At 65.8% G+C, this 22,654-nt stretch carries 22 protein-coding genes and 1 pseudogene; 4 read left to right on the top strand and 19 right to left on the bottom strand.

Annotated elements, in window-relative coordinates; translation table 11 throughout:
• From KZZ07_RS27870 to KZZ07_RS23790, 8 genes and pseudogenes are all read right to left on the bottom strand, one after another.
• Positions 1 to 161: pseudogene (locus KZZ07_RS27870) on the bottom strand (aldehyde dehydrogenase (NADP(+))); the annotation flags it as partial.
• 14 nt (positions 162 to 175) lie between these two features.
• On the bottom strand, positions 176 to 1,699 hold the full coding sequence (locus KZZ07_RS23820; RefSeq protein ID WP_219518351.1) for a UxaA family hydrolase: 1,524 nt from the start codon (positions 1,697 to 1,699) through the stop codon (positions 176 to 178).
• Positions 1,699 to 2,424, bottom strand: coding sequence for a ribonuclease activity regulator RraA (locus KZZ07_RS23815; protein ID WP_219518349.1), 726 nt, complete (start codon positions 2,422 to 2,424; stop codon positions 1,699 to 1,701). The genes KZZ07_RS23820 and KZZ07_RS23815 overlap by 1 nt, the downstream gene beginning before the upstream one ends.
• 10 nt (positions 2,425 to 2,434) lie before the next feature.
• Positions 2,435 to 3,334 carry a dihydrodipicolinate synthase family protein gene (locus KZZ07_RS23810; protein ID WP_219518347.1) on the bottom strand — a complete coding sequence of 300 codons (900 nt, stop codon included), beginning with the start codon at positions 3,332 to 3,334 and terminating at the stop codon, positions 2,435 to 2,437.
• 91 nt (positions 3,335 to 3,425) lie between these two features.
• Positions 3,426 to 5,156, bottom strand: coding sequence for an L-arabinonate dehydratase (gene araD, locus KZZ07_RS23805; RefSeq protein WP_219518345.1), 1,731 nt, complete (start codon positions 5,154 to 5,156; stop codon positions 3,426 to 3,428).
• A gap of 13 nt (positions 5,157 to 5,169) precedes the next feature.
• On the bottom strand, positions 5,170 to 5,292 hold the full coding sequence (locus KZZ07_RS23800; protein ID WP_219518343.1) for a dihydroxy-acid dehydratase: 123 nt from the start codon (positions 5,290 to 5,292) through the stop codon (positions 5,170 to 5,172).
• 10 nt (positions 5,293 to 5,302) lie between these two features.
• The gene (locus KZZ07_RS23795; protein ID WP_219518330.1) at positions 5,303 to 7,378 is read right to left on the bottom strand and encodes a TRAP transporter large permease subunit; all 2,076 of its coding nucleotides are present in this window, start codon (positions 7,376 to 7,378) and stop codon (positions 5,303 to 5,305) included.
• Between the two features lie 128 nt (positions 7,379 to 7,506).
• Positions 7,507 to 8,547, bottom strand: a complete 1,041-nt coding sequence (locus tag KZZ07_RS23790; RefSeq protein WP_219518328.1) for a TRAP transporter substrate-binding protein — start codon at positions 8,545 to 8,547, stop codon at positions 7,507 to 7,509.
• A gap of 167 nt (positions 8,548 to 8,714) precedes the next feature.
• Here KZZ07_RS23790 and KZZ07_RS23785 point away from each other — a divergent pair, with 167 nt between their 5' ends.
• From KZZ07_RS23785 to KZZ07_RS23770, 4 genes are all read left to right on the top strand, one after another.
• Positions 8,715 to 9,434 (top strand): GntR family transcriptional regulator, encoded by a 720-nt coding sequence (locus KZZ07_RS23785; RefSeq protein ID WP_219518326.1) that lies wholly within the window; start codon positions 8,715 to 8,717, stop codon positions 9,432 to 9,434.
• Between the two features lie 83 nt (positions 9,435 to 9,517).
• Positions 9,518 to 10,558, top strand: a complete 1,041-nt coding sequence (locus KZZ07_RS23780) for a pyridoxal-phosphate dependent enzyme (RefSeq protein ID WP_219518324.1) — start codon at positions 9,518 to 9,520, stop codon at positions 10,556 to 10,558.
• Positions 10,551 to 11,717, top strand: a complete 1,167-nt coding sequence (locus tag KZZ07_RS23775; RefSeq protein WP_219518322.1) for a M24 family metallopeptidase — start codon at positions 10,551 to 10,553, stop codon at positions 11,715 to 11,717. The genes KZZ07_RS23780 and KZZ07_RS23775 overlap by 8 nt, the downstream gene beginning before the upstream one ends.
• Positions 11,714 to 12,463 carry a maleate cis-trans isomerase family protein gene (locus KZZ07_RS23770; RefSeq protein ID WP_219518321.1) on the top strand — a complete coding sequence of 250 codons (750 nt, stop codon included), beginning with the start codon at positions 11,714 to 11,716 and terminating at the stop codon, positions 12,461 to 12,463. Before KZZ07_RS23775 ends, KZZ07_RS23770 begins: the two co-directional genes overlap by 4 nt.
• Before the next feature lie 3 nt (positions 12,464 to 12,466).
• On the opposite strand, the gene KZZ07_RS23765 is transcribed toward KZZ07_RS23770, so the two are convergent.
• From KZZ07_RS23765 to KZZ07_RS23715, 11 genes are all read right to left on the bottom strand, one after another.
• Complete coding sequence (locus KZZ07_RS23765; RefSeq protein WP_219518319.1) at positions 12,467 to 13,084, bottom strand: hypothetical protein; 618 nt, start codon at positions 13,082 to 13,084, stop codon at positions 12,467 to 12,469.
• Between the two features lie 3 nt (positions 13,085 to 13,087).
• The gene (locus KZZ07_RS23760; protein ID WP_219518317.1) at positions 13,088 to 13,840 is read right to left on the bottom strand and encodes a vWA domain-containing protein; all 753 of its coding nucleotides are present in this window, start codon (positions 13,838 to 13,840) and stop codon (positions 13,088 to 13,090) included.
• A gap of 16 nt (positions 13,841 to 13,856) precedes the next feature.
• Positions 13,857 to 15,530, bottom strand: a complete 1,674-nt coding sequence (locus KZZ07_RS23755; RefSeq protein ID WP_219518314.1) for an ABC transporter substrate-binding protein — start codon at positions 15,528 to 15,530, stop codon at positions 13,857 to 13,859.
• Between the two features lie 52 nt (positions 15,531 to 15,582).
• Positions 15,583 to 16,272: a hypothetical protein gene (locus KZZ07_RS23750; protein WP_219518312.1), complete on the bottom strand. Its 690-nt coding sequence runs from the start codon at positions 16,270 to 16,272 to the stop codon at positions 15,583 to 15,585.
• Positions 16,269 to 16,754 (bottom strand): OmpA family protein, encoded by a 486-nt coding sequence (locus KZZ07_RS23745; RefSeq protein WP_219518310.1) that lies wholly within the window; start codon positions 16,752 to 16,754, stop codon positions 16,269 to 16,271. Before KZZ07_RS23745 ends, KZZ07_RS23750 begins: the two co-directional genes overlap by 4 nt.
• Positions 16,755 to 16,905: 151 nt before the next feature.
• On the bottom strand, positions 16,906 to 17,958 hold the full coding sequence (locus KZZ07_RS23740) for an Ldh family oxidoreductase (RefSeq protein ID WP_255564558.1): 1,053 nt from the start codon (positions 17,956 to 17,958) through the stop codon (positions 16,906 to 16,908).
• On the bottom strand, positions 17,958 to 19,004 hold the full coding sequence (locus KZZ07_RS23735) for an L-idonate 5-dehydrogenase (RefSeq protein WP_219518307.1): 1,047 nt from the start codon (positions 19,002 to 19,004) through the stop codon (positions 17,958 to 17,960). The genes KZZ07_RS23740 and KZZ07_RS23735 overlap by 1 nt, the downstream gene beginning before the upstream one ends.
• A gap of 11 nt (positions 19,005 to 19,015) precedes the next feature.
• Positions 19,016 to 20,293: a TRAP transporter large permease gene (locus tag KZZ07_RS23730; RefSeq protein WP_219518298.1), complete on the bottom strand. Its 1,278-nt coding sequence runs from the start codon at positions 20,291 to 20,293 to the stop codon at positions 19,016 to 19,018.
• Between the two features lie 3 nt (positions 20,294 to 20,296).
• On the bottom strand, positions 20,297 to 20,800 hold the full coding sequence (locus tag KZZ07_RS23725; protein ID WP_370631245.1) for a TRAP transporter small permease: 504 nt from the start codon (positions 20,798 to 20,800) through the stop codon (positions 20,297 to 20,299).
• Positions 20,801 to 20,875: 75 nt separating this feature from the next.
• Entirely contained in the window at positions 20,876 to 21,847 is a 972-nt protein-coding gene (locus KZZ07_RS23720; RefSeq protein WP_219518293.1) for a TRAP transporter substrate-binding protein, read from the bottom strand.
• The gene (locus KZZ07_RS23715) at positions 21,844 to 22,587 is read right to left on the bottom strand and encodes a GntR family transcriptional regulator (protein ID WP_219518290.1); all 744 of its coding nucleotides are present in this window, start codon (positions 22,585 to 22,587) and stop codon (positions 21,844 to 21,846) included. The genes KZZ07_RS23720 and KZZ07_RS23715 overlap by 4 nt, the downstream gene beginning before the upstream one ends.
• Between the last annotated feature and the right edge of the window lie 67 nt (positions 22,588 to 22,654).

Below are 22,654 nucleotides of genomic sequence, written 5' to 3'. Positions count from 1 at the left end.
TCGGCGGCCTCGCAGGCCCGGTCGACCAGCGCCGGCGTGCCCACCGAATAATCATGCACCGGGCCATGCGCCGGCTCGGAGGAAAAGGTCGTCTCTCCAGAGACCCACTCGCCCGCGATCAGATGCTTGCCGTGCGGGGTGAATGTGCTTTTGTCCAGCATGGTATGTCCTTTCCTTAACCTGTGACCCCGATGGGCCAGGGTACAAATTCCTCGGCGCCGACACCCAGCGCCTCGCTCTTCGATGTCTCGCCGGAGGCGATGGCCAGGATCCTGTCGAAGATCGCCTCTCCCATCGCATCCAATGTCATCTCTCCATCGATGACCGTGCCACAGTTGATGTCCATGTCCCCCGCCATGCGGGTGAACATCGGCGTGTTGGTCGCCAGCTTGATCGTCGGTGCCGGGAAGGACCCAAAGCAACTGCCCCGCCCGGTGGTGAAGCAGATCAGATTGGCGCCGCCCGCGATCTGACCCGTGGCTGCCACCGGGTCGTAACCCGGCGTGTCCATGAAGACCAGCCCGCGCGCTGTCACGGGTTCGGCGTAGCGATAGACCGCCTCGATCCCGGTCATGCCGCCCTTCTTGGCGCCACCCAGCGATTTTTCGATCACATTGGCCAGACCGCCGTCCTGGTTGCCGGGGCCGACCACGCCCTGCATCTGGACGTCCTTTCCATCGGTGTACTCCAGCCACCATGTGATCCGGTCCAAAAGCGCGCGGCCCGTCGACTCGTCCCGCGCGCGGGCCGTCAGCGTGTGTTCGATTCCGTAAAGCTCGGGCGTCTCCGAGAGGATCGCGGTGCCGCCGTGACGGGCCAGGAGGTCGACCGCCTTGCCCAGTGCCGGGTTGGCGCTGAGGCCGGAAAACCCGTCAGAGCCACCGCATTGCAGCCCGATCTTGAGATGTGCCGCGGATTGCGGGCTGCGCGCCGCCTTGTTCGCCTCGGGCAGCATCTCGCGCACCGCCGCCTTGCCCGCCTCGATGGCCGCCGCCGTGCCGCCGACGTCCTGCATCCGGATCGTGCGCAGCATCAGCCCGGTGTCCAGCGCCGTGTCACCAAAGAAGCGATCCAGAGAATTGCGCTCGCAGCCCAGCGAGCAGACCACCGCGCCGGCCAAGTTCGGATGGCGGATGTAGCCGGACAGCGTGCGGTGCAGCAGCTCCATCGGTTCGCCCGTCGCCTCCATCCCGCAGCCCTGTTGATGGATGAACGGCACAACCCCGTCGACATTGGGAAAACCGGCCAGCCGTTCTTCGTCGAAATAGGCCGCGATTTTGCGCGCGACCGTGGCCGCACAGTTCACGGTGATGAAGACACCAATGTAATTGCGCGTGCCCACGCGGCCATCGGGACGTTGAATCCCCATGAAACTGGCGCGTTCATTCGCGGGCAAGAGCTCCGCCGCGATGTAGTCCTGGCCGAAGCGATAGTCCTTCTGGATGTCGTCCACCAGCACGTTATGCCTGTGCATCCATGTGCCCGGCGCAATGTCGTCACCGGCGTAGCCGATGAGGGTGGCGTATTTCAGAACCGGTTCCCCCTGGGCAATCGGCATGACGGCTATCTTGTGCCCCGCCGGGACGTCCTGCAGCGCGGTCACGCCTTCGCCCGGGATCTGCGCACCCGCCGGGATCGCGGTCCGCGCGACGACGACATTGTCGCGCGGGTCAAGGCGGATGACGGGCGCGACTGGCATCAGCGGTTGTTCGCCTTGCGCCAAGCCGCGAATTTCTCGAGGTTTTCCTCTTTCGTGGCCGGGTAGAGGCCGATGATCGTCTCGCCGTTTTGCACCTGTTCCAGCGCGAAATCCTCGTAGGCGGTCATCTCGATGGCCTCATCCGCGATTTCATCGGCAAGATGCGCGGGAATGATGATGACACTGTCATCGTCGCCCACCACGATATCACCCGGAAAGACCGGCGCGTCGCCGCAGCCGATGGGGACGTTGATGTCGATGGCCTCGTTGGTGGTCAGGTTGGTCGGGCTGGAAGGGCGCGAATGATAGGCGGGCATGTCCAGCTGTGCGATGTTCATCGCGTCACGAAAGCCGCCGTCGGTCACGACACCGGCCCCGCCACGCACCATCAACCGGGTGATGAGGATATCGCCCGCGCTGGCGGCCCGGGCCGACTTGCGGCTGTCCATGACCATGACATGCCCCGGCGGGCAGGTTTCAATCGCCTTGCGCTGTGGGTGGTCGGGGTTGCGGAACTCGACCAGTTGGTTGCGGTCCTCGCGGGCGGGCATGTAGCGCAGGGTAAAGGCCGGCCCCACCATGTTGCGGCCCTTCTGGCTCAGCGGGCGCACGTCCTGGATGACCTGGTGGCGCAGCCCGCGCTTGTAGAGCGCCGTGGCCAGCGTCGCGACAGAGACCTGCTCCAGCTTGGCCTTGGTGTCGGGGTTCATGGGGTGGTCGGTCATCTTGGTGTCCTCAGATCAGGCCGTTGGTTGTCATGAAGGCGCGCAGGCGGGTCATCTGGTCCTGGCTCAGGGGCCATGCGGCGGGCGGACGCGCGATGCCGCAGTCTTCGCCCATCAGGGACAGGGCCGCCTTGACGCCGGGCACATTGGCGCCGCCCTGCTCTTCGGCGCGAATATCCTCGAAGACCTGCATTTCCGCGATCAGGCGGCGCGCCTCGGCATAGTCTCCGCCCTCCAGGGCGGTGTTGATGGCGACGGAGCGGTCCGGCCAGACATTGATCAGGCCGGAGGTGAAGCCCCGTGCGCCCACGGCGTAGAAGGTCGGCGCCCAGACCTCGGCCAGTCCGCCGGTCCAGATGATGTGATCCGGGCAGGCGGCGATGGCGGCCTTGAGCTTCATCGGGTTGGGCGTGGCCCATTTGACGCCGATGACGCCCTCGATGGCGCAGAGCGCGGCAATGGCATCGGTGCCGATGGTGTCGTTGCGCAGGTAGAGGATGATCGGCAGCCCCTGCCCCGCCTCGCGCACGGCGCGGACGTAATCGACAAGGCCGCGAGGCGCGACAAAAGGATCGGGCGGCTGGTGGATCATCAGCGCGGCGGCGCCTGCCTTTTGTGATGCTTCGGCGAGGCGCTGCGCGTCGCGCAGGCCACGGCCCACACCCGCCACCATCGGCACGCGGCCCGCGATATGCGCGCCCGCGGCCGCCACCATCGCGCAGGCCTCGTCCACGGTCAGCCCGTAGAATTCGCCGGTGTTGCCATTGGCGGTCAGGACATGGACGCCTGCCGCAACCGCCCGGTCCACGATCGGTTTTTGCAGATCCGGCGCGATCTCACCCGCGCTGTCGAAAGGCGTGACGAGGATGCCGGAAACACCCTTCAGGGCGATCGCCAGGTCGGTCGTCATCGTGCCACGCCGTCCCGGGCTTGACCCGGGACCTCCCGGCAGAGGGGAAAGAGGCCCCGGGTCAAGCCCGGGGCAGGATACGCCTGTGTCATCAGTTGATCTCCGGTTCCGGAACCGGGCCGCCGAACTCGGTGCGCAGGAAGTCGAAGTCACAGCCCTTGTCCGCCTGCTCGATATGTTTCGAGAACATCCAGCCCCAGCCGCGTTCGTAGCGCGGCGGGGGGGCGGTCCAGTTGTCGCGGCGCGCGGCCAGTTCTTCGTCCGTCAGGCGCACGTTCAGCGTCCGGTTTGGCACGTCGATCTCGATGATGTCGCCGGTCTCGATCAGGGCCAGCGGTCCGCCGACAAAGGCCTCGGGCGCGACATGCAGGATGCAGGCGCCATAGGACGTGCCCGACATGCGCGCATCCGACAGGCGCAGCATGTCGCGGTGGCCTTGTTTCAAGAGCGCCTTGGGCATCGGGATCATGCCCCATTCCGGCATCCCCGGCCCGCCCTGCGGCCCGGCATTGCGCAGGACCATCACGTGATCCGGCGTCATCGGGTAATCCTCGTCGTTGATGATCTCCTTGAGCTGGGCATAGCTGTCGGCGACGATGGCGGGGCCGGAGTGGGTCTGGAACTTCGGGTCCATCGCGGCGGGCTTGATGACCGCGCCATCGGGGGCGAGGTTGCCCTTGAGCACCGCAAGACTGCCCTCGTGGTAGACCGGATTGGACAGCGGACGGATCACGTCGTCATTGTAGTTGACCGCATCGGCGATGTTCTCGCCCATCGTCCGCCCGTTCACCGTCATCACGGAAAGGTCCAGCTTGTCTCCAAGCTCTTTCATCAGGGCGGGCAGACCGCCCGCGTAAAAGAGATCCTCCATCAGGTATTCCTTGCCGGAGGGGCGGATGTTGGCGATCACCGGCGTGCCGTGTCCGATCTCGTCCAGGTCTTCCAGCGTCAGCGGCACACCTGCGCGGCGGGCCATTGCGATCAGGTGGATGATGGCATTGGTCGAACAGCCGGTGGCCATGGCGACGGTGACGGCATTGCGGGTGGATTCGGGCGTCAGGATTTTGTCGGGTGTGAGGTCTTCCCAGACCATTTCCACCGCGCGACGTCCGCAGGCGGCGGCCATGCGCTTGTGGCCGGCATCCGGCGCCGGGATCGACGAGGCGCCCGGCAGCGTCAGGCCCCAGCCATCGGCAATGCTCATCATGGTGCTGGCCGTGCCCATCGTCATGCAGGTGCCATAGCTGCGCGCAATGCCGCCCTGCACGCCGTCCCACTGCTCTTTGGTGATGGTCCCGGCGCGGCGTTCGTCCCAGTATTTCCAGACGTCCGTGCCCGAGCCCAGTTTCTGGCCGGCGTAATTGCCGCGCAGCATCGCCCCGGCAGGCATGAAGATGAAGGGCAGCCCCATGCTGACCGCCCCCATGACCAGCGCCGGGGTGGACTTGTCACAGCCGCCCAGCAGCACAACGCCGTCGATGGGGTGGGCGCGCAGAGTCTCCTCCACCTCCAGCGCGCCCATGTTCCTGTAAAGCATCGACGTCGGCTTCAGGAACTGTTCCGAGAAGCTGTGTACAGGCATTTCGACGGGCATGCCACCCGCTTGATAGACGCCCTTTTTCACGAACTCGGCGCGGTCGCGCAGATGGTGGTGGCAGGGCGACAGGTCGGACCATGTGTTGATGATGGCGATGACCGGCTTGCCTTCCCAGTCTTCGCCGTCCAGCCCCATCTGCATGGCGCGCGACCGGTGCCCCATCGAACGCAGGTCATCCGGTGCGAACCAGCGGGCAGAACGGAGGTCTTCGGGTTTCTTGGTCATGATCCGGCCTTCCTCAGGAAATCGGGTGTGCATACTGGAACATCAGGAAAACGATCAGCGCCGCCAGCGCAAGACCGAAGACCCAGGGCCAGATGCCGTAACCGTTGATATCGTCATGGCTGTCGCGTCCGATCATTGGTCTCTCCTCAGTTCAGGAATTCAGGCAGGAAAAGCGCGATCTGCGGGAAGAACATCACCAGCAGCAAGCCGACGATCTGCAACCCGATGAAGGGCAGGACCGAGATGAAGATCTCTTGCAGGGTCACGTCCTTGGGCGCCACGGACTTCAGCCAGAAACAGGCCGGGCCAAAGGGCGGCGACAGAAAATAGATCTGGATGTTCATGACAAAGAGGATGCCGAACCAGATCTTGGCCTGATCCTCTGTCAGGCCCAGGTCCGGCGCCAGCGTCATGATGACCGGGGCAAAGACCGGCACGGTGATCAGCACGATGGCGATCCATTCCATGAAGGTGCCCAGCACCATCAGGATCAGCATCATCACCAGAACCGTGCCCAGCGCCGACAGACCCAGGTCCAGAAAGAGCGAGCGCATGAACTCGCCACCGCCGACAAGGTTGAAGATGCCGACAAAGCTGACCGCACCCAGCACCAGCCAGATGATGGTGCCGACTGTGGTCATCGTGCCCAGCATCGCCGCCGACAGCACGTCCCACTGGAACTTGTTGCGTACGGCAGCAATGAACAGCGCGCCGATACAGCCCACGGCCGCGGCCTCTGTCACCGAGGCGATGCCGCCATAGATCGAGCCCATGACGGAGCCGATCAAGAGGATGCAGAGCAGCACGGCGGTCATGCGATCCCTGGACAGTTTCTGCTCCGTGCCGGTGATCCCGGCCACCTCTGCGGCGGTCGGGGCCAGGCTGTGGTTGAGGTTCACCCGGATCAGCACATAGCCCGCATAGAAGACGGCCAGCATGATCCCCGGGATGGCGCCAGCCATGAAGAGGTCGCCGATCCCCACCTCTGCGGCCAGCCCGTAGACGATCATGATGATCGACGGCGGGATCAGCGTGGCAAGCGCGCCGGAGGCACAGATCAACCCGATCGAGAGCTTGCGATCATAGCCAAGGCGGAACATCTGCGGCAGGGCGACAAGGCCCAGCATGACGATCTCGCCCCCCATGACGCCGGACATGGCCGCCAGGATCACGGCGACGACCGTGGTCTGCACCGCGACACCGCCGCGCAGGTTGCCAGCAAAGATCGACATGGCGTCGAACAGGTCCTCGGCGATGCCCGCGCGTTCCAGGATCGAGGCCATCAGGACAAAGAAGGGCACGGCAACAAGGCTGTAATGCTCCAGCAGGCCGACCGCGTTGGAGGAAACCAGGAACAGCCCGCGCGGCCCGAAAAAGCCGATTGCCATGACAACCGAAACGAAGAGCGTCACGATCCCCAGCGGCATCCCCGTCATCATCAGCGCGATCAGCAGGACCACCATGATGATCGAGATCGTGCCAAGATCCATCTGGCGCAGGTTGAGCGCCTTGGACGGGTCCAATGCCTTGCCGATCCCGGTGATGAAATCCGAGAACATCACCGCGATCTGCACATCCAGAACATGCGCCAGAAAGGCGGAGATGAAGTACAGGATGAAATAGCCGCCCACGATCTTGACCAGCATCTTTGCGGTGGGGGTGGTCAGGTGCCGATGCAGGTTCATCATCAGCTGGGCGAGATACATGAACCCGCCGATGACCATCAGGCTCTTCATCATCATCGGCATGGGAGAATTGAAGGCGGAACCGGATTTCTCGATCCGTCCGACGCTGTCATAGGCCCGGATAGAGGCATCGCTGAGCAGCATGTAGAGCGCGATGACCCCGACGATCATCGCGAACAATTCCAGCCACCAGCGCTGGCTCTTGCTGGCCAGGTTGTGGATCACCGTGATCGCGATATGGCGCTGTTTCATCGTCACGTAGCCCGCCGACAGCATCCAGGCGGCGGCAACGATGGTCATGACCGTTTCAAAGGCCCAGTAGGTGGGCGCATGAAGGACGTAGCGGGAAAACACCTCCCAGAGGGTGGCCAGCGCGGCGACCAGGTAAAAGGTGGAAATGGCGATGCCGGTGATGTGGCTGGTATGCTCGACCACCGTGTATTGCGAACGCGGCAAGTCCGCCTCGTCGTGCAGCGGGTCCTGGGCGCCGATCTCGATCTCGGTCTCATCCAGGGCGTCGTCTAGGTTGCGCGTCATCGCTCGATGTTCCTATCCCGGCCGTCCCCGGTGCCGCGGGGCGGTCTTGTGGCGCGTCGGTTGGGGCCTTGGTGACAGTCCGGCACGCCCGCGGCTGGCGGGCGTGCCCCTGGCAATCGCGGCGGACCTCAGAGCAGGCCGGCCTCTTTCATGAAGGCGATATGCGCGTCGTAGACTTCCTTGGCCAGGTCCGACCCGGCGGCAAAGTCTTCCCAGGCTTCCTGGGCGATCTTGCGGAACTTGTCGCGCTCTTCCTGCGGCCAGTCGATGACGGTGATCTCACCCTCGGCCTTGTCGCGGGCCACCAGCTGGCGGTCGAGGCGTTCGAAGTGCTGGCGCAGACCGTTGTAGGCGGCGAGATACCAGGTTTCCAACGCGACCTGCTCGGCCTCGGTCAGCTCTTCCCAAACCTGTTCAGAGACGGTGAACTGCAGGATCGGGGTAGAGTGGATGCCGGGGTAGATCGGGTACTTGGCGATCTTGTGCATGCCGTTGGCATCGTTGTTGGCATAGGCCGAGTTGTCAGCCGCGTCGATCACGCCCTTTTCAAGCGCGCCGTAGGTTTCCGACCCGGCCATCGAGACCGGCGCCGCCCCTGCCCGCTTGAACACGTCCGCGGCCAGACCTTCGGGCGAACGGATCTTCAGGCCCGCCAGGTCCGCGACGCCGCGCACCGGCACCTTGGAGACGAAGGCCTCGCGCGCGTAGGCGCCGCAGCCGACCACATGGACGCCCGGGAAATGCGTGTCGTAGAGCTTTTGCAGCATCTCCTTGCCGCCACCCTGGGCGCAGAAGGCCTGGATCTGGTCGGCGGAATCGTACCCGGCGATCAGGTCACCCATCAGGGCAAAGGCGGGATCGACACCGGCGAAATAGTTGATCGAGGTCAGGTCGCCGTCGAGGATGCCGACGCCGATAGCCTCGGGGGTTTCGCGGCGCGGCACGACCGCGTTGATCGGCAGCAGCTCGACGGTCAGCGAGCCGCCGGTCATGGCCTCCAGCTTGGGCACCCATACCTCGTTCAGATAGGCCAGCGAGGCGTGGCTGGCATTGGACGAGGTCTGGATCTTCAGCACACGGTCCGCGGCGCTGGCCGCGCCGGCCGCGGCCAGGGCTGCAACCGCAACGACCCCTGCCCTGGACAGCGTCTTGAGCATCTCGAATTTCATAGGTTCCTCCCGTTCTGCGCTGCGTGCCACGCTTTCTCGTGTGGCTTCATCGGCAGCTGCGCAAACTAATATATTAGTTGATCCAGAGCGTCAATCTTGATTGAATACCCTTGTCCACCCGCCTAGATCCTCGTCATCCACAGGGTGGACGCAGGAGTGGTCCGACGATGTCCTCGATTGAACAAAGCTTTGGCGACACGGCGAAAGCCGCCCCGACCTCGGCGGCGGGGACGGTCTACGACGCGCTGCGGGGCAAGATCGTGTCGCTGGACTACCCCCCCGGCACATCGCTCTCGCGCAATGCTCTGGCGCAGGAATACGGGGTCAGCCTGACCCCCGTGCGCGAGGCGATGCAGCGGCTGGAAGAGGACGGATTGCTGCGGATCATGCCGCAATCGGGCACCGTGGTTAATCGCATCGACGTCGACCAACTGTATGAAACCCAGTTCCTGCGGATCTCGGTCGAGACCGAGGTGGTGCGCCGCCTTGCGCTCGCTCCGCAGCCGACCATCCTTGCCCGGGCCCGTGCCATCGTGCGGATGCAGGATACCCTTGTCGGCGACACCGAGCAGATGGGCATGTTCAACGAGCTGGACCGCGCCTTTCACCGGACACTGTTCGCAGGGGTCGGCATGACCAACCTGCAACAGATGCTGGTGCGGCGGATGGGGCACCTGCTGCGCTGCCAGCGGCTGGACCTGCCGTCCGAGGGCAAGATGGCCGACATCGTGAGCCATCACAAACGCATCCTCGCCGGGATCGAGGCCGGTGACGTCGAGGCCGCGACAGAGGCGGTGCGCAGCCATCTTTCCGGCACGATCAGCCGCCTCGACCTGCTGCGTGCCCGTTTTCCCGACCATTTCTCTGACCCGGCGCCCGGCACGTAACCACCTGTCCCGCCGCGATTGCGCGGTCAGGGGAATGCGCCTAGGCTCGGGCCGATTGTGAAACCGCGCCGGAGGTCAGCGACGTGCCAGAGATCGAGCCAAACCCGTTCCGTGGCAATGGGATCTTGCAGGAGTGGCCCCTGCCCGCCTCGGACCCGGCGCCCGTCTCGGCCCTGCTGGCGCGTTGCCCGAAACACGCCCCCACGCCCCTGCGCGATGCGCCCGACCTGGCCTCTGCCTGCGGCGTTGCGGATCTGAAGATCAAGGATGAAAGCGGGCGCATGGGGCTTGGCAGCTTCAAGGCGCTTGGCGCGGCCTATGCCATTGCGCGGGACGCATGTGACGCGGGTGGCGAACCGCCCTCGGCTGCGGGCCGCACCTATGTCGCCGCCAGCGCTGGCAATCACGGCCTGTCGGTGGCGGCCGGGGCCGCCGTCTTTGGCGCCCGCGCGGTGATCTACCTGGCTGACACGGTGCCAGAGGCCTTTGCCGACCGGCTGCGCGCCAAGGGCGCCGAGGTCGTGCGCGCGGGCGCCACCTACGAAGAGAGCATGGCCGCGGCAGAACAGGCCGCCACCGGGTATGGATGGATCCTGCTGTCGGACAGTTCCTGGGAGGGTTACACAGATCCCCCGCTTGCGGTCATGGAAGGTTACCTGCAACTGGCCGCCGAAACCGTCGAGCAGATGCCCGAACCGCCCACGCATATCCTGTTGCAGGCCGGTGTCGGCGGCATGGCCGCGGCCCTTGCCGCGCATTTCCGCGCCGCCTGGGGCGATACCCCCAAGATCGTCGTCGTAGAACCGGATGCGGCCCCTGCCCTGCGGGACAGCATCCGCGCGGGCCATGCCGTGACCGCGCCGGGGCCGGTCTCCTGCATGGGTCGGCTGGATTGCAAGACGCCCTCGATGATCGCGCTGGCCGGATTGTCTCGGGACGCCGACAGTTTTGCGACCATCACCGAGGATGAGGCCAGGGACGGCGTCGCCGCGCTGGCCCGGCACGGGCTGGCGACAACCCCCTCTGGCGGTGCAGGACTGGCCGCCCTCATCGCCGGACTGCCCGGGATCGGGGCGGAGGCCCGGGTGCTGGCGGTGCTCAGCGAAGGCCCGGAAGATGGCTGACGGGCCCACAGGTTTCGGTGCGGGCGAATACCGGCGCCGCTGGTCCGCGCTGCAGGCCCGCATGAGAGCAGCGGGCGAGGATGCGCTGCTCTTGACCGGGCCTGCGGATGTCTTCTACGTCACCGGGTTCCTGACCCGCTTTTGGGAAAGCCCGGCACGCCCCTGGTTCATCGTGCTGCCCGCCAAGGGGGATCCTGTCGCGGTGATCCCCGAAATCGGCGCGCACCTGATGGGCCAGTGCCATGTGGGCGAGGTCCGCACCTGGCCGGCCCCGGACCCGGTTGATGACGGCATCGGCCTCTTGACCGAGACGCTGTCCGCGCTGGTCCCCGAACGGGGCCGGATCGGTGTGCCGATGGGGTTGGAGACCAGTCTGCGGATGCCCCTGGCCGACTACCGCCGCCTGACGGCCGCCCTGGCGCCGCGCGCCTTCACCGACGCCACCGACACGGTGCAGCGGGTGCGCGAGATCAAGTCCGAGCTGGAGGTTTCCGCGATCCGCGAGACCTGCACCCTCGCCGCGCGGGCCTTTGACGCCGTGCCCGCCATCGTTGCCGCCGAACGCAAACTGGACGCGATCTTTCGCGGGTTCCAGGGCGCCTTGCTGGACGGCGGGGCTGACTGGGTCAGCTACACCGCAGGCGGCGCCGGTCCGGGCGGGTATGGCGACGTCATTTCACCGGCCCTGCCCGTCCCTGTCAGGCGCGGTGACGTTTTGATGCTGGACACGGGCGCGGTGAAGAACGGGTATTTCTGCGACTTCGACCGGAATTTCAGCATCGGACCGCCGGATGACGACACGCGCCGCGCGCAGGCCGCCCTGTACGAGGCGACCGAGGTCGCGCTGAACCGGCTGCGCCCGGGCATGACAGCGCGGGATGCGCAACGGCTGCTGACCTGTGCCCTCTCCGAACGCGGCGCAACGCCCGGCGGCGGCAGGCTGGGCCACGGGCTGGGTATCACGTTGACGGAATGGCCCTCGTTCACCGATCGCGACAACACGGAACTGCGCGAGAACATGGTGCTGACGCTGGAACCCTCGGTCGAGATCGCGCCGGGGCGGATCCTCGTGCACGAAGAGGACATCGTGCTACGCGCCGACGGCCCGGAACTCTTGACGGAACGCGCGCCCTTCGAGCTGCCGGAGATCGAGATATGAGCGGCTTTCCCTTTGATCTCGACCCGGCCGAAAAAGCCTGCCTGGGGCTGATCGTCCTGCATGTGGACGAAACCATCGAAAGCGATTTCCGCCGCATCTTTTCCGATCCGTCAGTGGCGCTGTATGTCACGCGCATCCCCTCGGGGGCCGAGGCGACGCCCGAGACGCTGGGCCGGATGGAGGCGGACCTGCCGCGCGTGACCGCGCTCTTGCCCCCTGCCGCGCAGTTTGGCGCCGTGGGCTATGGCTGCACCTCGGGCACCACGATGATCGGGGTCAAGCGAGTGACAGAGCTGGTCGGCGGTGCCTGCCGGACAGGCGCGGTCTGCGACCCGCTGAGCGCCGCCCGCGCCGCCTGCCGTCACCTTGGCATCCGCCGTCTGGGGCTGGTGTCGCCCTATCGCCCCGACGTGGCGCAACCGGTCTGCGATGCGCTTGCCAGCGATGGAACAGAGGTCACCCGCGCCGTGCATTTCGGTGAGGCGATCGAGGCCAACGTCGCGCGCATTTCTGCCGCAAGCGTCAAGGCCGCCGCGCGCGAGGTCGCCCGGCATAGCGATATCGACGGGATTTTCCTGTCCTGCACCAACCTGCGCACGCTGGATGTGATCGCACCGCTGGAACGGGAGCTGGGCCTGCCGGTCTTCGGCAGCAACGTGGCGCTCGCCTGGGCGATGGCGCGCGCCGCCGGGCCACAAGTCATGGCCCGGCTCGACTGCCGCTTGATGCAGGTGGAACCGGCCTGAGCGTCAATCGCCGCCGTCGCGGTAGTTCAAGGACTGGTCGCGCCTGTGGGCCGAGGTATCCAGCCGCCGCGAGGCGCGCGTGCCGGGCACCAGCAGTTCCGCCTTGCGGAAATAGGCGCGCAACTCTTCCTTGACGATGCCGAAATGTTTGCGCAGCTCGCGCACGGTCATCGACTGCCAGGGGTCGTCCTCCAGCGGGACAAGGTGCAGATCCCGGTTCGGCAGGTTGTCGATGGAATAGCCCACCCCCAGCCGATAGCTGGGGATGTGCTCGGGCTTGAACTGCCAGACCTTCGGGTAAAGCGTGGTCGAGACGTGGATGAAGGTATCCACCGCCGCATCCGTGATGTCCGAGGCCGCGCCCATCGTGGCGCCAATGATAAAGGCCTCGTCCTGCACGTGCAGGCCCCGGCCCAGCAGGACGTGGATGCAATCATGCCGCGCGAGACTGATCGCGCCGGGCAGCGCGTCGGGACTTTCGGGGTTCTCGTATTTCCGGATGATCTCGGGCACCTCCTCGGCCTCGGCGGCGGGCATCGTCGCCAGCACCTCGGCCAGGGTCATGTCGTCGGTGTCCAGTCCCGGGTTCCATTCGTCCCATTGCAGCAGCGCGCGGCCCATGCCCTAATTGTCCCCCTCGAAGGCCGTGATCGGATCGAAACTGGCGTTCTCGGCCACGGCGGCCTGCAGCGCCTGGGCCAGCTTGCCCACATCGTCCACCGCGACATAGCTCGTGTGCCCTTCGGCGTTCAGGACGTGGCGCCGTCCGATGCCGATGCCGATGGTGGCCACCTGGACCGGCGTCTTGTTCACCGTCTCGATCACCTCACGCACCAGAAGGTCGGGATCGTCCGCCGCCCCGTCCGTGGTGACGATGATCCGGTAGGTGCCGAAAGACCGCGAGCGCGCCGCCTCTTCGGACAGCAGATCACGCGCCGCCGACAGGGCCGGACCCAGCGGGGTCGAGCCGGTGGACCGCAGCGGCGACAGCCGGCCCGGCAGGATATCCGCGGCATCCTCGACCGTCTCGAAAGGCAGGACCAGCCCGGCATTCAGCGCCAGGACACCCACTCTGTCGTTCGGGTCCATCATGCGCACCGCCTCCAGCACCGCGGCCTTGGCCTGTTCCAGGTCGGACCCCATGGAGCCGGAATCGTCCAGAACGATCATGGTAAAGATCCGGTCCGGGTCCGGCACCGCCTCCACGTCCGGCACCTCGATCAGCGGTGGCCAGGCGGCCAGCGCCTCCCAGTCCACGGTGCCCATGTCGGTCGCGGGCGTGTAGGTGCCCGGCTCGGACAGGGTGTTGTAAAAGATAAAGCCACTCACGGCCACAACGCCGGCCACGGCCACCAGGGCGCTTTTTGCCATGCTCATGTCACCATCCCCCGGGTCATAGCGGATCGAAGGTGGTGGCTTCGGCCTGGGCCGTCAGCACCCGGAAAACCACACGCATGTTCTGCCGCCACTCCGCCTCTGTGGTGGGCGGGTTGAACTTGGGGGCGGAAATGCCGACGCCATCGACGATGAACTGGTCGCGGATCAGCCGGATGCCATTGTCCTCGGCATAGGTTTCCAGCGCATCGACCACGGCGATGGCCCGCTGCAGCGACAGGTTCTGCGTCGAGGTGCGGATGCCACGCAGCTCGGACTTGGCGGCGCCGTCCTTTTGGCGCCGAAGGAAATGCAGCGGGTCGGCATGGCCTTCGACTGTGATGATTGCGCCGGAATAGGTCGAGGCCAGGCGCAGGATTTCGGCGAAATCCTCGGCGTAGAGGTCGGCGGGGAAATCCGGGGTGTCCGGCTCGAAGTAGACCTGGAAGTCGATCTTGGTGTTGGCGTCCAGCTGACCGGTGCGGCGCAGCCGGTTGACGGCCTGCGCCGCCTTTTCCGGGTTGAAGGCGGCGACCTGGCGGTCGTCGAGGTTTTTCAGCCCGTCTGTCAGCGTGGTGTAATCCCATTCCGCCGTGGCCAGTTCATGCGGAAAGTCGATCATTCCGGCGCCGCGCAGCGCCGTGGCGACCTCCTGGCTGAGGACGTCGAAGCGGCGCAGGTCCGAGGGATCGGCAAAATGGCGGGCGTTGCCCGACCAGCCGTCGGTGATCGCATCCATCCAGAGGAACACGCCTTCTTCCTGCGGCAGCCCGCCCAGGAATTCGTCGGCCATCAGCCGCGCCATCTGGGCGCGGTCCGGATTGCCCTCTTCGGCCATGAAGGCGCGCATCTCTTCCTCGGCCCGGAACAGCGCGTTGACCAACTGGGCGATCTCGTCGCGATGGGCGTCGAAATAGTCCGCCCGCACCGCGATATAGTCCGAGACGACCGAGGTCGCCTCCAGCGTCGAGATCAGGATCGTCGATCCCTTGACCGAGCCTTCGGCCCCGGTGCCCACGGCTCCGCCCGAGGTCAGGAAACGCGCATCCGGCAGGATCACCGCCGCCGCATCGGCCTTGCCCTCGGCAAAGAGATTGGCAGGCGTGTCGCCGTCGCCGGTCAGCGCCTCGGCCCAGACCACGGTCACGTCGTCAAAGCTGAGGCCTGCGTCCGACAGCACCCGGCCCACGAAATCGACGTGCGGGCCGTAGGCCTGGATCGCGATCCGCTTGCCCGCCAGATCGGACGGACGGCGGATGCCCTCTCCTGCGACAATGCCATCCCCGGCCGACCAGCTGTGCTTGAAGAAAACGATCTGTTCGGTCCTGGGGTCGGCTTCGGTCACCGGGGCGGCGGCCATCAGCATGCCCAGCGTGCCACGCAGGAAAGGCGTGTCACAGGCCAGGTAGTCTTCGACCTGGCCCGCGAACTTGTCCTTGACCGAAAGCGTCAGTTCCCAGCCCGCGTCCTGCAGCAACCCGCCGCGCGGGGAAAGGGAATTGCCGTTGGCATGGACCACGACACCGTCCGCGCCCCAGGCGATCAACGGCATCTTCTGCGTGGTTCCGCCGGAACAGTCGCGCACCGGGCTGGTCACGACCTGGGCCAGCGGATCTCCTGTCTCGGCCATCGCGGGCAGGCCAGTGGCCGCCAGGGCCAGCACTGTGCAAAGGGATCGAATGAGTTTCTTCATAACAAGTCCTTCGTCGTTGTCGGGGACTTGGCCCCGGAAATTCAACGCCACCTCAGCGGCGCAGCAGGGTCTCTGCGGTCGATGATGCCACTTCGACCTTCTCCAGCAAAGACGTGATTGCCCGCGCCTCCAGCCCGTCCAGCGCATCATGCAGGCTCTGTATGCTGGTGCGCAGATGGGCGCGGCTGGCCTCGACATCCTTGCCATCGCCGCCGGCACGGGCGCGCAGGGCGCCGTGGGTCTCGATCGCCTCGACCACAAGGTCGGACCGCGCCAGCACCGCCTGCACGCGTGGCAGTTCGCCGGGCGCGTAGAACAGGCTGCGCGCCAATGCGTCGAACCTGTCTGCGGTCCGGGTCAGCAGCGCGGCGATGTCCTCTTGCGTGCCGGGCACGATACGGCGGATGCGGCGGGCACGGTCGTGGGTTTCGATCACCGTGGCCAGCGCGGTGGCGTGGCGTCCGGACTGGGCGCCGTGCAACTGGTCAAAGGCATGGGCCAGCAGCGCCGCCTCGGAATGCAGCATACGGGCGGGCAACAGCATCAGCGCCCCCAGCGACAACGCCAACCCCAGAACCACGGCAAGGACGATATGCGCGCCCGGGAACCACAGCGGCAGCCGGACAAACGCCAGGTAGGCCAGCCCGGCCAGTAGTACCGCGACCAGCACCAGCACCACGGGCAGGACAGGCGTGCGCGCCGACAGGCTGCCCCCGCTGAAGACGCGGTCGTGCATGGTCATGGCCGCACCTGCCAGGACAGTGTCACCCGGGCCAGGCTGGACTGATACGCACGATCCCCCATGCCGTCCTCTCGTGGCAGCGGATCGCCCCCGCCCACGCCGCCGGCCCAGTCGATGCGCCGCAGCGGGAAACCGGCCTCCAGCGCCACCTGCCGCGCGGTCTCGGCGCGATCTTCGGAGAGCTTCAGGTTGGCGGCCTCGTCGCCCTGGGTCCCACTGTGACCGGTTATCCGAATGACGATGCGATCATCGGCGGCAAGCTGCGAAAGCTGCGCTTTCAGGCGCAGCTCTTCCCCCGTGGCAAAGCCGGTGCCACGGCTGAAGACATAGTCCTCGCTGGCGGGTTTCAGCGCCGCACCAGCGATGCCCAGCGCAGCGGCGGCGCCCAAGGCCGCAGCGACCAGCACCGCCCCGAAGATGGCTCGACGGGGCAGACCCGGGCCAGAGCGGGTCGACGGGCTGGCGGCATTCTGTGACGTCACGGGTCAGGCTCCATGCAATGACTTTGTCAAACATGGGTAGCATAACGGCGATTTGGCGGGGAAACAGGTCTTGATATCCCCCGCCCCCGCAATTGCCCTGTGACGTGCAGATGCCTGATTTTTCATCAAACTCCGGTGATTTCCCCGAGGCTCAGGCGAGGTCCTTGGGGAAATCAAGGCCCGCCGCCTCGGCGCAGGCGCGGATACGGGTCAGCACTTCGTCCGGCAGGGCAATCCCCTGCGTCGCGGCCTGTGCCATCGCGCTTGCGGCTCTGTCGCCCGGAATGCGCACCGGACCGCGCCCCGGGATCGGGACACTGTCACGGCAGGCGGAATTGAGGTGGTCCACCTGCGCCTCGAACGCCCCTGCCCCGGCGAAGGCCGCCGGGTCCATGACCTGCAAAAACACGTTCGCCCCCCAGCGGTCGGGCGACTCGACCCGTCCATGCCCTGCAAGGCCCTGGGTCAGCATCTCGACCATCAGGCTCATGGCGAACCCCTTATGACCGTGATCCATGCCGCCGACCGGCAGGATTGATCCCCTGGGATCGGCATTCACCACATTCGGGTCGGTGGTGGCGTTGCCCTCGGCGTCCAGCATCCAGGGATGGGCGAACTGTGTGCCGCTGTTGATGTGCTCGCGCACCTTGGACACCGTGGTGATCGAGGCACAGGTGTCGATCAGTACCGGGTGCTCGCCGCCGGGATAGCCGATGGCCCAGGGGTTCGGCGTCAACAAGGGTTCGACCCCGCCAAAGGGCGCAACCCACTGGCCCGACGGGTCCGAGGTTGCGATGTAACAGATTTGCCCCTGCAGGGCGGCGATACGGGTCAGCGTCGACAGGCAGCCGATGTGATGGCTGCGCCGGATCGCGATGGCGGCGATGCCGGTCTCGCGGGCGCGGGCCATGCCGGACTCCAGCGCATGGGTCATGACCCAATGTCCGGGCAGGTAATTGCCGTCCCAGACCTGCGTTGCGCCGCGATTGGTGATGACCTCATGGCTGCCCTCCGAGGTCATCCGCCCCGAGGCCAGTTCCGGCAAGTAGTAAGAGACCATCGAGATCCCGTGCGTCGTGACCCCCAACTCATCGGTGCGGATCAGCAGGTCGGCGACGATGCGCGCTTTCTCCGGGTCAAGGCCCCCCTCCGTCAGCAGAGTACGGGCCAGGTCGAACAGGTCATTACGGGCAAATCTCTGCATCACGCGGCCTCGAATGTCAGGTGAACCTTGACCGATTTCGTCCGGTCAGCGGCCACAGCAAAGGCCTGTGCCGCCTCTTCCAGCGGAAAGCTTGCCGTGATGATTGGACCCACGTCGATACTGCCCGAGGTGATCGCCTCGACGGCCTCGGCAAACTCCTCGTGAAAGCGATGGGTGCCCTGCACGTTGATCTCCTTGGCCACCAGCGCGTTGATCGGCATCGGCGTGTCTCCGACAACGCCGACCTGCACCAGCGTGCCCCGCGGACGCAGTGTGGCGATGGCAGAGCGGATGGCAGGCGCGGCGGCAGAGCATTCGTAGACGAGGTGGAAATACCCCTTGTCGGCGGCATAGGCCTCCATCGCGTCCGGGTCACTGGCGACATTGATGGTGCGGGTGGCGCCCATCGCGCGGGCGACCTCCAGCGTGGCGTCCTGCAGGTCGGTGACGACAATCTCTGCCGCGCCCGCACGCGCCGCGATGGCAACGCAAAGTGCACCGATGGGCCCGGCGCCCGTGACCAGGACGCGCTTGCCTGCGATCTCTCCGCCCATGCGCGCGGCATGCAGGCAGACCGCCAAGGGTTCGGCACAGGCCACGGCGCCCAGGTCGGCGCCGTCCAGCAGGGGGACGCATTGCACCGCGTCCACCACGATCCGGTCGCGGAACAGCCCCTGTTCATGTGGCAGCCGCATGGCGGACCCGTTGAAGCGCATGTTCAGGCAATGCATCGGCAGGCCCTCGGCGCAGTATGCGCAGTCCCCGCAGGGGCGGCTGGGGTTCAAGGCAACCGGATCGCCCGGTGTCAGGCCCGTGACCCCCGCGCCCACCGCCATGACCCGGCCAGAGGCCTCATGGCCCAGGATGATCGGCTCGCGCACGCGGATGGTGCCGATGCCGCCGTCGGACATGTAGTGCATGTCCGATCCGCAGATGCCGCCCGCGGCGACGGCGACAAGCACCTGGCCCGGCCCCGGTGCGGCGACCTCTTCGGTTTCGATGCGCAGGTCTTTGGCGCCGTAAAGACGGCAGACTCGGGTTTGCATGTCGGTCCTCCTCAGTTGGTCAGGACGGATGGCAGCCAGGTGGCCAGCGGCGGAAAGAAGGAGACCGCCAGCAGCACAAGGATGTTGGTCAGAAGGAAGGGCAGGATCGCACGCACCACCGGCGCCAGCGGCAGCCGGGCGATATTGGCGCAGACAAAGAGGCAGACCCCCACCGGCGGCGTGGTCAGCCCGATCATCAGGTTCAGCACCGCGAAGGTCGCGAAATGCAGCGGGTCGATGCCCACCGCGTTCGACAGTGACAAGAGCGGCACGAAGAGGATGATCAGCGCCGCGATCGTCTCCATGAACATGCCGACGAAAAGCAGCAGGATGTTGATCAGCAGGATCACTAGGAACTTGTTGTCGGTCAGCGAAAGCACGGAGTCGGCGATGGCCTGCGGAATGCGCTCGGACACAAGGATCCAGCCAAAGACATTGGCAAAGCCCACCAGTGCGAGGATGCCAGCGGCGGACACAGCGCTGTCGGCCACGATGCCCGGCACTTTCCGGATGGGGAGTTCACGGTAGATGAAGGCGCCGACGATGAAGGCATAGACAGAGGCGACAACGGCGGTTTCCGTTGGCGTGGCATAGCCGGACAGCAGCCCGTAGATGATCAGGAAGGTCATGGCGATGGCCCAGATCGCCCCGCCGAAGCTGCGCGCGACCTCTCCCCAGCCCTGCCAGGGCTGGTGCGGATAGCCGCGCCGGACAGAGATGATGTAGCAGGTCACCATCATGGCCACGCCCATCAGGATGCCGGGAATGGCCCCCGCCAGGAACATCTTGCCCACCGATATCCCCGACAGCGCGCCGACGATGATCATCGGCACGGACGGCGGAATGATCGGGCCGACCGTGGACGAGGCCGCAGTGACAGCGGCCGAGAAATCAGCCGGATAGCCCGCTTTCTTCATGCCGGGGATCAGCACGCCGCCAAGGCTGGCCGCATCGGCCACCGCCGTGCCGGTGATACCGCCAAACAGCATCGAGGCCGAGATATTGGTCAAGCCAAGCCCGCCCCTAATCCATCCCACGAGGGCATTTGCAAAGCGGATGATGCGATGAGTGATCCCGCCCTGGTTCATCAGGTTGCCCGCAAGGATGAACCCCGGGATCGACAGCAACACAAAGACATCCATGCCCGCGTACATCTTTTGCGGCATGACCACCGGGGGCATCCCGGCGAACAGCAGATAGGCCAGCGACGACAGGCCAAGGGTGATCGCGACGGGAATGCCCAGCGCAAGGCCGGCCACGAAAACCGAGAAGAGAATGGCGACGTCCACGGATCACTCCTCCTCTGGACGGTGAGGCTTGCCGTCTTCGGTGCCGGACAGCATGCCGATGACGCGCAGCAGCGCGAAAACGGCCAGGCCGACCAGCATCAGCCAGACGGTGAAATGGACATAGTCCATGCGGATACCCAGCGCGGGAGAGGTCTGCATCTTGCCGATGGAGACATAGCGCCAGGCGTGGGACAGCAGGAAGATGGCCAGCCCGGCGGTGGCCAGGGCGGCCAGCAGGCGCAGCAGCCAGGGCAGAGGTGCGGGTAAGGACTCGCTGATGACATCCACGTTCACCAGGTCGCCCGACCGCAGCGCGGCCCCCGCCCCAAAGGCCACCATGTAAAGCAGCGCGTAGCGGGTCAGTTCCTCGGTCCAGACCGGCGAGGTGCCCGACAGCCGCCCGATGACCTGAACCAGCACGGCCCCCATCAGCACCGCAAAGCCCAGGCCCGCCCCGATCCGGGCCAGCAGGACAACGGCCCCGATAAAGCGATCAACGTGTTTCACCATGTTCCCCCTGTCAATCAGGCCGGCGCCACGCCCCCGCGGCACCGGCCAGGTTTGCTTGCGAACGCGCGGGTCTTACTGCGCGAAAAGCTCTTCGACGATCGGCTTGATCTCGTCGTTCACGTTGGCCAGGACGGCATCCTTGGCCGCCGCCTGAAAGGCCGCCGCGTCGACATCGACAAAGGTCATGCCCTTCGACTCCAGGAAGGCGCGGTCGTCGGCCAGGCTCTGCTCGAACAGCTCACGCTCATAGGCCTGCGCACGCGCCGCCGCTTCCATGACCGCATCCTTGTCGGCGTCGGACAGCTTGGCCCAGGTCTGCTCGGAGATGGTCAGGTAGATCCAGGACCGGACGTGGTCGGTCAGGTTCACATGGCTCTGCACCTCGTAAAACGAGGCCGAGCGGATCAGGGCCAGCGGGTTTTCCTGAGCCTCGATGGTGCCGTTCTGCAGCGATGTGAAGACCTCAGAAAAGGCCATCGGGCCGGGGTTGGCGCCCAGCGCTTTCCAGACGTCCACAAAGAGCGGCACGTTCGGCACGCGCATCTTGAGGCCGTTAAGATCGGCGGGCGAGGTGATCGGCCGGTTCGAGGTCAGGTCACGTGCGCCACGGGCGAAATAGGCGATCGGGCGGATCTGCACCTTGTCGATGATCTGCGCCTTGATGTCGTCGCCCACCGGACCGGCGGCAAAGGCATCCATGTCTTCGATGGTCTGGAAGGCATAGGGCACCGCCAGCAGGGCGGCCATCGGCGCCCAGTTCTGCAGGCTTTCGCCGGTGATCGTCATGTCGACGGTGCCCAGCTGCATGCCGTTGATCAGGTCGATTTCCTTGCCCAGCGACTCGTTCGGGAACACCTCGACGGCGATACGGCCATCGGTCAGCGCCGAGAGTTCCTCGCCGAACTTGACGCTGGCCTTGTGCCACGAGTTCTCCTCGTTGGCGAGGTGACCCAGCTTGAGCGTCATCTCCTGCGCCGCGACCGGGGCGGCGACCATTGCCGCCACGGCTGCGGCGATTGCGGTCATCCTGAAACCAAAAGTCATCCCTGTTCTCCTCCTTGGATGGGTGCGTTCACCGGGTGCGGCAATGCGCCGTCCGGCAATTCGAAATAGGCGGCATTCGCCGCCACGATCTGCGGAAGGTCGCCCAGGACCTCGCGCAGGTGATACCGGACCGCCGAATTGGCACCCGAGATGGTGCCCTTCTCGATCTGGTCCACGATGTCGCGGTGCTGTGCGATCAGCTTGCGCAGCGGGAACTGGCCCAGTGACAGGAAACGAACCCGGTCCATCTGGGCCTTCAGCCCCTCGATCTGTTTCCATGCCCCGCCCTTGCCTGCGGCCTCGGCCAGGGTGCGGTGAAACAGGTCGTCGAGGTCGATGAAATCGTTCGGGTCCCCGCCCTCTGCCTCTTCCTGGCGGCGTAGTTGTGCGCGCAGGTCGGCGATAACGACAGGATCGGGCGACCGGGCAAGGATCTTGGCGATGTCGGCCTCGATGGCCTCGCGCAGGAATCGCGCATCCAGAACTGCCGAATACCCGATCCGGCTGACGATGGTGCCCCGCTGCGGCAGGACGGCCAGCAGGCCGAGATCGGCAAGCCGGATAAAGGCCTCGCGCACGGGCTGGCGGCTGACATCGTAGGTGCGGGCCACTTCGGACTCGGACAGCCTGTCGCCGGGCTTCAGATCGTTGTGGATGATCCGCTCGCGCAGGATCCGCAGGATCTGCCGCGAAATCGGCAATGCCGGGTCAAGCTCCCAGTTTCCACCCTCGACATGCATGATTCGCCGTCCTCCCACTTGGCATCTACCATACTTCCATACTAGTCAGCAATGTTGCCGGATGATA

It is taken from the genome of Mameliella sp. CS4 (assembly GCF_019392335.1).
GTDB lineage: Bacteria > Pseudomonadota > Alphaproteobacteria > Rhodobacterales > Rhodobacteraceae > Antarctobacter.
The sequence above is the reverse complement of the archived record's forward strand: the minus strand, read 5'-3'. Positions and strand labels throughout refer to the sequence as shown.